Below are 1,054 nucleotides of genomic sequence, written 5' to 3'. Positions count from 1 at the left end.
GGCTTTGTTGCTTAAATCGATGGAACTAAATCAAGAAGCTACGATCTGATCGGCTACACCCATTAATCGTCGTAGCCTCATGCCTAAACCTCGTTACAAAACAACTAACTGGACGCAGTACAACAAAGCCTTAATAAACCGTGGCTCTCTGACCTTTTGGATTGATGAGGAAGCGATAGCCGAGTGGAAGCAAAACAAACAAGGCAAGCGCGGCAGACCTCGCCAATTCAGCGACTTAGCCATTACTACTGCACTGATGGTGAAACGCATATTCTCTATGCCGTTGAGAGCACTGCAAGGATTTCTAGACTCGGTATTTAAGCTGGCTAACATCCCGCTAGTTTGTCCCCACTACACCTGTATAAGCCGTCGAGCTAAGGAAGTTGAGGTTTCATTTAAAACTAAAACCAGAGGTGCGATACAACACCTAGCCATTGATGCCACTGGCCTCAAGGTTTATGGCGAAGGCGAATGGAAGGTCAAGAAGCATGGTACTGACGGGAAGCGTAGGGTTTGGCGTAAGCTGCATATCGCAGTAGATACTAGCACCCACGAAATAGTCGCAGCAGAGCTGAGCTTATCTAACGTAACCGATGCCGAAGTACTTCCCAACTTGCTTAAGCAGACACGCCGTAAAATCATTGAGATATCAGGCGATGGTGCTTATAACACAAGGAATTGCCATGATGCCATACGGCTCAAGCGAGCTGTTCCACTCATTCCGCCACGAGAAGGGGCAGCCTTCTGGGAACGAGGACATCCTCGCAACTTAGCAGTGGGTTGCCAGAAGCTCTACGGCTCTAACAAGAAATGGAAAAAGCGGTATGGTTATCATAAGCGCTCGCTCTCAGAGACAGCAATGTATCGGGTAAAACAGTTGTTAGGTGGGAAATTAAGCCTGAGGGACTACAACGCTCAAGTTGGTGAGACTTACGCTATGATCAAAGCGCTGAACAAGCTTACAGGGGTAGGTATGCCTGAAACTCAGTATGTTGTTTAAGAACTGAACAACATGGGGCTACCATGTCTTCTCATCGAATTAAGCAACAAAGCC

1 protein-coding gene is annotated in these 1,054 nt (G+C 47.2%); it reads left to right on the top strand.

Translation table 11 applies throughout. The features are described 5' to 3' along the window. Positions 1-79: 79 nt before the first annotated feature. The gene (locus R7P72_RS26000; RefSeq protein WP_318111134.1) at positions 80-1,000 is read left to right on the top strand and encodes an IS5 family transposase; all 921 of its coding nucleotides are present in this window, start codon (positions 80-82) and stop codon (positions 998-1,000) included. The last annotated feature ends 54 nt before the right edge of the window (positions 1,001-1,054 follow it).

Origin of the sequence: Vibrio sp. Vb0888 (assembly GCF_033338835.1) — a bacterium.
Lineage (GTDB): Bacteria > Pseudomonadota > Gammaproteobacteria > Enterobacterales > Vibrionaceae > Vibrio > Vibrio alginolyticus.
This window is presented reverse-complemented; position numbering and strand designations above follow the sequence as displayed.

Bases quoted from the DNA above. Each gene is read 5' to 3' on its own strand.
- R7P72_RS26000 (WP_318111134.1), top strand. From the start codon at position 80: ATGCCTAAACCTCGTTACAAAACAACTAACTGGACGCAGTACAACAAA.